The sequence below is a fragment of the Nocardia sp. NPDC051570 genome, assembly GCF_044454005.1.
In the GTDB taxonomy this organism is placed as follows: domain Bacteria; phylum Actinomycetota; class Actinomycetes; order Mycobacteriales; family Mycobacteriaceae; genus Nocardia.
Genome location: NZ_JBITDI010000055.1, coordinates 1 through 5840, shown reverse-complemented (window position 1 = coordinate 5840; position 5840 = coordinate 1). Strand labels below are relative to the sequence as shown.

The 5840-nt window shown below is 62.7% G+C and carries 5 protein-coding genes and 1 pseudogene; 4 read left to right on the top strand and 2 right to left on the bottom strand.

Translation table 11 applies throughout. The annotated features are described in order from the left end of the window. The first annotated feature begins 81 nt into the window (after positions 1-81). Entirely contained in the window at positions 82-1950 is a 1869-nt protein-coding gene (locus ACIA76_RS43520; RefSeq protein ID WP_397161424.1) for a hypothetical protein, read from the top strand. Further along, on the top strand, positions 1947-2981 hold the full coding sequence (locus tag ACIA76_RS43515; protein WP_397161423.1) for a hypothetical protein: 1035 nt from the start codon (positions 1947-1949) through the stop codon (positions 2979-2981). The genes ACIA76_RS43520 and ACIA76_RS43515 overlap by 4 nt, the downstream gene beginning before the upstream one ends. Positions 2982-3015: 34 nt before the next feature. Here the strand turns inward: ACIA76_RS43515 and ACIA76_RS43510 are convergent, their stop codons facing one another. Continuing rightward, the gene (locus ACIA76_RS43510) at positions 3016-3540 is read right to left on the bottom strand and encodes a hypothetical protein (RefSeq protein ID WP_397161421.1); all 525 of its coding nucleotides are present in this window, start codon (positions 3538-3540) and stop codon (positions 3016-3018) included. A gap of 82 nt (positions 3541-3622) precedes the next feature. On the opposite strand from ACIA76_RS43510, the gene ACIA76_RS43505 reads away from it, so the two are divergent. Both ACIA76_RS43505 and ACIA76_RS43500 read left to right on the top strand, forming a co-directional pair. After that, on the top strand, positions 3623-4135 hold the full coding sequence (locus ACIA76_RS43505) for a hypothetical protein (protein ID WP_397161419.1): 513 nt from the start codon (positions 3623-3625) through the stop codon (positions 4133-4135). 304 nt (positions 4136-4439) lie between these two features. Next, on the top strand, positions 4440-4889 hold the full coding sequence (locus ACIA76_RS43500; protein ID WP_397161418.1) for a VOC family protein: 450 nt from the start codon (positions 4440-4442) through the stop codon (positions 4887-4889). 73 nt (positions 4890-4962) lie between these two features. Here the strand turns inward: ACIA76_RS43500 and ACIA76_RS43495 are convergent. Continuing rightward, positions 4963-5790, bottom strand: a pseudogene (locus ACIA76_RS43495) (IS30 family transposase); the annotation flags it as partial. Between the last annotated feature and the right edge of the window lie 50 nt (positions 5791-5840).

Genomic DNA, 5840 nt, shown 5'->3' with positions numbered 1-5840 from the left:
CACTCCCAACAACCCACCGGCTGCGACCACCAGACTGCCGCATCACCGGCAGCCGCGTGAACCCCCGAAGAACATGCGGGCATGACCACTAAGACATTTCAGGACATTCGTCGCAGAATCGGCGCGCAGTCACTACTACTACTACTACTACTACTACTACTACTACTACTACTACTGCGCGCACCTCAGGGCTGGGGACGCACGACCATGGCACTGCGCGCACTGCACGAAGAGTCCACGACGAGCGTGTACACATTCGGACCCGACGTGGAACTTCGCTCACTGGAGATCGAATTCTCCGAGCGCACCGGATATCTGATGGAGTCGTTCGGTCCCGATCAAGTCGCTCACCTGCACCGATTCCACCTCGAACAGCTCAGTAGCAGGCTGCGCGAGCAGGGCTGCCGGATGATCGTGCTGTTGGACGACGCCATCGGCCTTCCGCCCGACCTCGGGGAATTCCTGTTCGACGCCGGCGATCCCGCCGATACGACCGAGCTGGTCCGCAACCATGCGCGATACTATCTGGACCGCGACCCTGCCGACATCCTCGACCTCCCCGATGTGGTCCAGCTACTGGCGAGATATACCCAGGACCGGCCACCCGCCCGCGTTCTCGCGGAGCTCGGCAACGAGTTGGCCGATGTCGCCGAGGGACGCGCCGAACTCGCCGAGATCATCGAGCGTCATCTCGCAGCGATCAGTCAGGATTTCCGGCTGTGGTTCGACGAACAGCTCAGCTTGGAGGCACGCGCCTTCGCGATCGCACTGGCAGTCTTCAACAGAATGCCGCTGTACATGGTCTCCGACGCGGCCCGCGAGCTGACTCGGGTCATCGCCAGCGAGGAACAGCCTGACGAGACGCCCGCATGGCCGGTGTTCGGTTCACGCAACAGCGAACTCATCGCTGCGGCGCGGGCGCGGGCGTATCGATCCACCGAGTACAGCATCTACGGTGAAATCCCGGTCCACGTAGTCGAATTCACCGATCCCAGCTACCCGCCCAAGATCCTCGATCGGGTATGGCAGGAGTATCACACCGCTCACGAGTTGATGCGCGAGTGGCTGCGAGCACTCGGGAGCAGCTCCGATCTCAGGGTATGCGCGCACGCGGGAGTGGCAGCCGGGCTCCTGTCCACCTTCGAGTTCGAGCATGCGCGCACGGTGGTCATCGAACCGTGGGCGCGCAGCGGCCGACGATCCGACCGGGTCGCCGCGATGGCCGCGTTGCAGTTCCCGTTCCTGTATTCCGATCTCGCCCCGCTCGTTTCACGGATGCTCGAGGCCTGGTCGCACCGTGACCAGCCACTGGCGTTGCGAGTCACCGCCGCGCGGACCCTGGGCAGCGAGATCGGCCAGGCAATGCCCGATACGGCCATTGCGCGGCTGCGCCGTGCGGCGCGAAGCACCCGACTCGCACTCCGGCTGGCCGTGTCGCTCTCGATGGCTCAGCTGTTCTGGTCGGGCGGACTCACCGACCGAATCCTGGGCGAACTGTTGCGCTGGACCGGGCCTTCGGCCCGTCCTCGATTGCGCGACACCGGATTACGATGCGTGCTGGATCTGAGCCGCTACCGGTACGTGCGGACCGAGCAGGGCCTGCACGAGTGGCCGGTGGCACTGTGCCTGACCGGGACAGACCGTGAGGCCATCATCACCCTCTTCGGTCGTCTCATCGAAAGCCCCGGCCACCCGCCCGAAACTTATGCGGAGATCCAGGTCTGGGTCGGCATCGCCGAGAAGGACCCGAATCTGCGCGAACCACTCGCACGCTTCCTGTTCGATCTCGGAAATGCCTTGCAGGACGACGAGATTCTTCCCTATCACCTGAGGGGATGGGCCGCCGAGCCCAAGGGACCCCGGCGTGCGGTCCAGGACGTACTGACGATCCTGGATTCGATGGGACAACTCGACTCGAAGCAACTCGACTCGAAGGAGCAAACGGAATGAATGCGAACAATCCGGAGCTGCTGGTCTACTACTCGGCGATGTCTATCGAAAGCTGGCGTCAGTTCCGTCCGCAATCGGACGGGTATTGGCTGACCGTCTCGCTGGACCACAGCGGCCGTTTGGTGCCGATCGAACGAAAATCGGCCGGTATATTCGCATCCCGGCCCATCGGCGTGTTCTGGGTGAATGTCGCGGTCCATCACTCATCATTCCAGGTCGAGGTGCCCGCCTCCGAGCACACGCTCAACTTCGTCGTCCAAACACACTTGTCCTGGCGGATCACCGATCCGTTGCGGGCAATCCGGGACAATGTGCGGGCTGCGGAGTTCGTCTACCGTCCAATCGTCGAACAACACCTTCGGGCGATGGGCCGCCAGTTCGATGTCGACCGGTTCCTCGACGCCGAGCAACATGTGAATTCCTTTTTCGCTTCCCACCCCATCGAATTGGGCCACGGACTGACCTTGCTGGAATGCCGGGTGCAGCTGCGACCGGACGCGGAAACCCTCGGCCACCTCCGGCACCGGACCCTGGACCGGCGGGCCGCGGAACGCCGTCTCGCCGAGCATCACGTCGCGCTGCACGATGCGAAGTTCGAGCACGAGGTCGCCGACTTGAAGGGGCAGAACCACATCGCGCGCGAGCAGCTCCGGATGGAGCACTACCGGGGCGCCCTGCGCGAGGGCGATCTCAGTATGTTCGCGCTTCAGCTCGCTTCCCGCAGGGACGATGTCGGTAAGGTGATCGAGCAGCTGATCGCCCAGCAGGACATCAACAAGCAGTCCGCGCGGGAGATCATCACCCTGTTGCTCGACAAGGGCATGCTGAACAAGCGGGATGGCGACCAGCTCCTGGCGAAGGTCAACGCACTTATCGACAGCGCTACCAAGCCGACCGCAGTCGCGGGTTCCGCCTCGGCGCCGGACATCGAGCTGACCGCGTCAGCGATCATCGCGGACACAGCGTCGCTCGGTGCCCTGGACACCGAGCCGGATGACGACGAAGAGGACGACGAAGACGAAGGCGCCTGACGCAATTGCACAGCGGGCCGACGCGATCCTCACCTCAACCGACCCGCCAACCACCGAGACCCGGCAGCGACGACACGATGAACCAGACCACGAACGCGATCAGGCTCACCGCACTCCATCGCAAAGCCACCGCGAACCTGCGGTATTTGCCGCAGGCGATCTCGGCGAGCAACGCGGCCTCCCGCCACGCATGATCGGCCAGCACCGCGGCGCTCGGCCGCGAGTCGATCTCCGTGGGAAAGGTCGGAAAGCTGAACCAGTTCCCGGCATCGGCGCCACGCAGGTTCGGCCGCAAGGTGGCAGCCAGGTACAACATGCACACCAGCAGCGACACCCCGAGGGTGGCGGCCACCACGCACGTGAGCACGGTCGTGTGCGTGCGGGAGGCCGCGATCAGCCCGGTCAGCGCGAATCCGTTCGCGGTCAGCAGCAATCCGACCTTCGTATCGGTTGCGGCGATAACGCGATTGAACTCCGACACCGTCCGCAGTGCCGTGGACAGATCGTCAGCGGATCCGAGCCGCCCCAGTCGGAGTTTCCTGCGAGCCGTCTTCACCATGCCAGGTTTCATACGATCAGAACACCAGTGCGCCACAATGGTTTCCACGTACAAGTGCACACTCGGAGGTCAATTCGGCGGGGTGCGGGTTCTGGTCGCCGACGACGCCGCCGATACCGGATCGAGCCTAATCGAATCTATATACGCCACTTGGGCTTCCACTTTTGGGTTGGTCAAGAGATTCAATGCGGTCATCGAAACGTACAAAGCACGCATTGCCGAGTTGCGCACCCTGGAGGCGCGACGTGCCGAGTTCGTCGCATCCGGGAACGGAGTGTCGGACAACGATATTCAACGGTGCAACGGGACCTCGACCGGACCGGCTGAAACGAACACCGGCATCGCCCAGGAACCGTTGACCCCCGATCAGCGAATGTACTGCTGGAACGCGACGGTCGGCGCGGCGATCGGGGTGGCCATCGGAGTGATGATCGGGTTCCCGTTACTGATGCCCGGAATGCTCGCCGGAACCATCATCGGAGGTCTCGTCGGTATGAGTGTCGTGTTGAACGCCCCTATGCCCGGAATGCCTCCCACCGACCTGATGACCAAGTTCATCCGGTGCCAACAGGGGATGAGTCCTTTCGGCGGGTGACACCCAGCGAATCGCCGCGACTCGTCGGTGCCGAATTCAGTACGCCTCCGTGGAGCGATGGCATGGGGCCGACCGATGTCATCACGGATCAGCCGATCGCGGGCGGTCGGACCCGACATCGTGGGATGATAAGTGGGACAGCTGGTTTCAAGCTGTGCCGCACACGGGCCGGAAGGCGCGATCGAAAGGCACTAGTCAGGTCGATGGCTGTGCGGTGGAACAAACGAGAACCGTCGATCTTCGCAACAGCGGCTTCAGACCCCGTCTTGAGCGGGATTTGAGTCCCAACCAGTGGAGGTGCCAGTTGGTCGAACCCACACCGCCCGGATCCGGAATTGTGGCGGCCCATTTCATCGTATCGGACGACGTCGAGCGCTCTCAGCACTTCTACACCGAAGTGCTCGGCGGCAAGGTGGTCTTCTCCGGAGGGCCCATCTATGTCGCACTGGCCAACAGCTTCATCATCATCAATGTGGGCGGAGGCCCGACCGACGATAAGCCGTCAGTCACCCTGGAGACGCCACGCGACCCCAACCGGGTCAGCAGCTTCCTCAATCTCCGGGTCGAAGACATCCACGCCGTGTACGCCGAATGGAGCGCCCGGGGTGCTCAATTCTTGACGCCGCCGAAACAGCACCAGTACGAGATTCGTTGCTACATCCGCGATCCCGACGGTCATCTGATCGAGGTTGGGCAAACCACCGACCCCGAGGGGGACTGGTCGGCGTGGTTGCCGTCTCCCTCGGTGTCATGAAGATTCCGACTCCACGGAAGATCAACGGGCCGAGATCAGGCGGATTCCAGGGGTCGTCGCAACACTGCTGGTGTTAGGCGGTAAGTAGATCACGTAAGCGCTCGGCTGGGGTATCCCAGTCGAGCGTTTTGCGTGGACGACTGTTGAGCTCCTGAGCGACGTATTCGAGCTCTTCGGGTCCGTGAATGGACAGATCACTGCCCTTCGGGAAGTATTGGCGCAGTAAACCATTGGTGTTTTCGTTGGTGCCGCGTTGCCAGGGGCTGGCCGGGTCGCAGAAGTAGACGGTCATGTCGGTGGCCATCGAGAACTGCTTGTGTTTAGCCATTTCGGTGCCCTGATCCCAGGTCAGCGAACCCCGCAGATGCGCGGGCAGTGCGGACACCGTGTCGATCAGTGCGTCGCGCACCGACACCGCGTCGTGTCCACCGGGCAGGTGAACCAGCATGGTGTATCTGGTCGTGCGCTCGACCAGGGTTGCGATCGCGGTCTTGTTCGAGCGCCCGGTGATCAGATCGCCCTCCCAATTCCCGGGCAGCGCACGATCTTCGACCTCGGCCGGCCGATCGCTGATCATGATCATCTCGCCGAGGACGCGGTTGGTCCGCTGCCCAGGCGAACGCCGCGGTTTGCGTCGGGTCCGGCCGGCCCGAAGGGCTTGCTGCACTTGCTGTTTGAGTCCCCCACGGGCCTGGAAATACAGTGCTTGGTAGATCGTTTCGTGGCTCACCCGCATACTTTCGTCGTCGGGGAAATCCTTGCGGAGCCGGTGGGAGATCTGTTCGGGAGAGTGCTTTTTCGACAACCCGTCTTCCACGACTTCGCGCAAAGCCTGGTTGCCCACCAGTTTGGACCCCTTAGACGGTGTCTCATGTCGTTGATTTCGCCAGTTTCTTGTAGCACGTCAATGCCGCAGCGAGGGTGAGGAAGCCGAGAAAGTGCGTGGCCTTG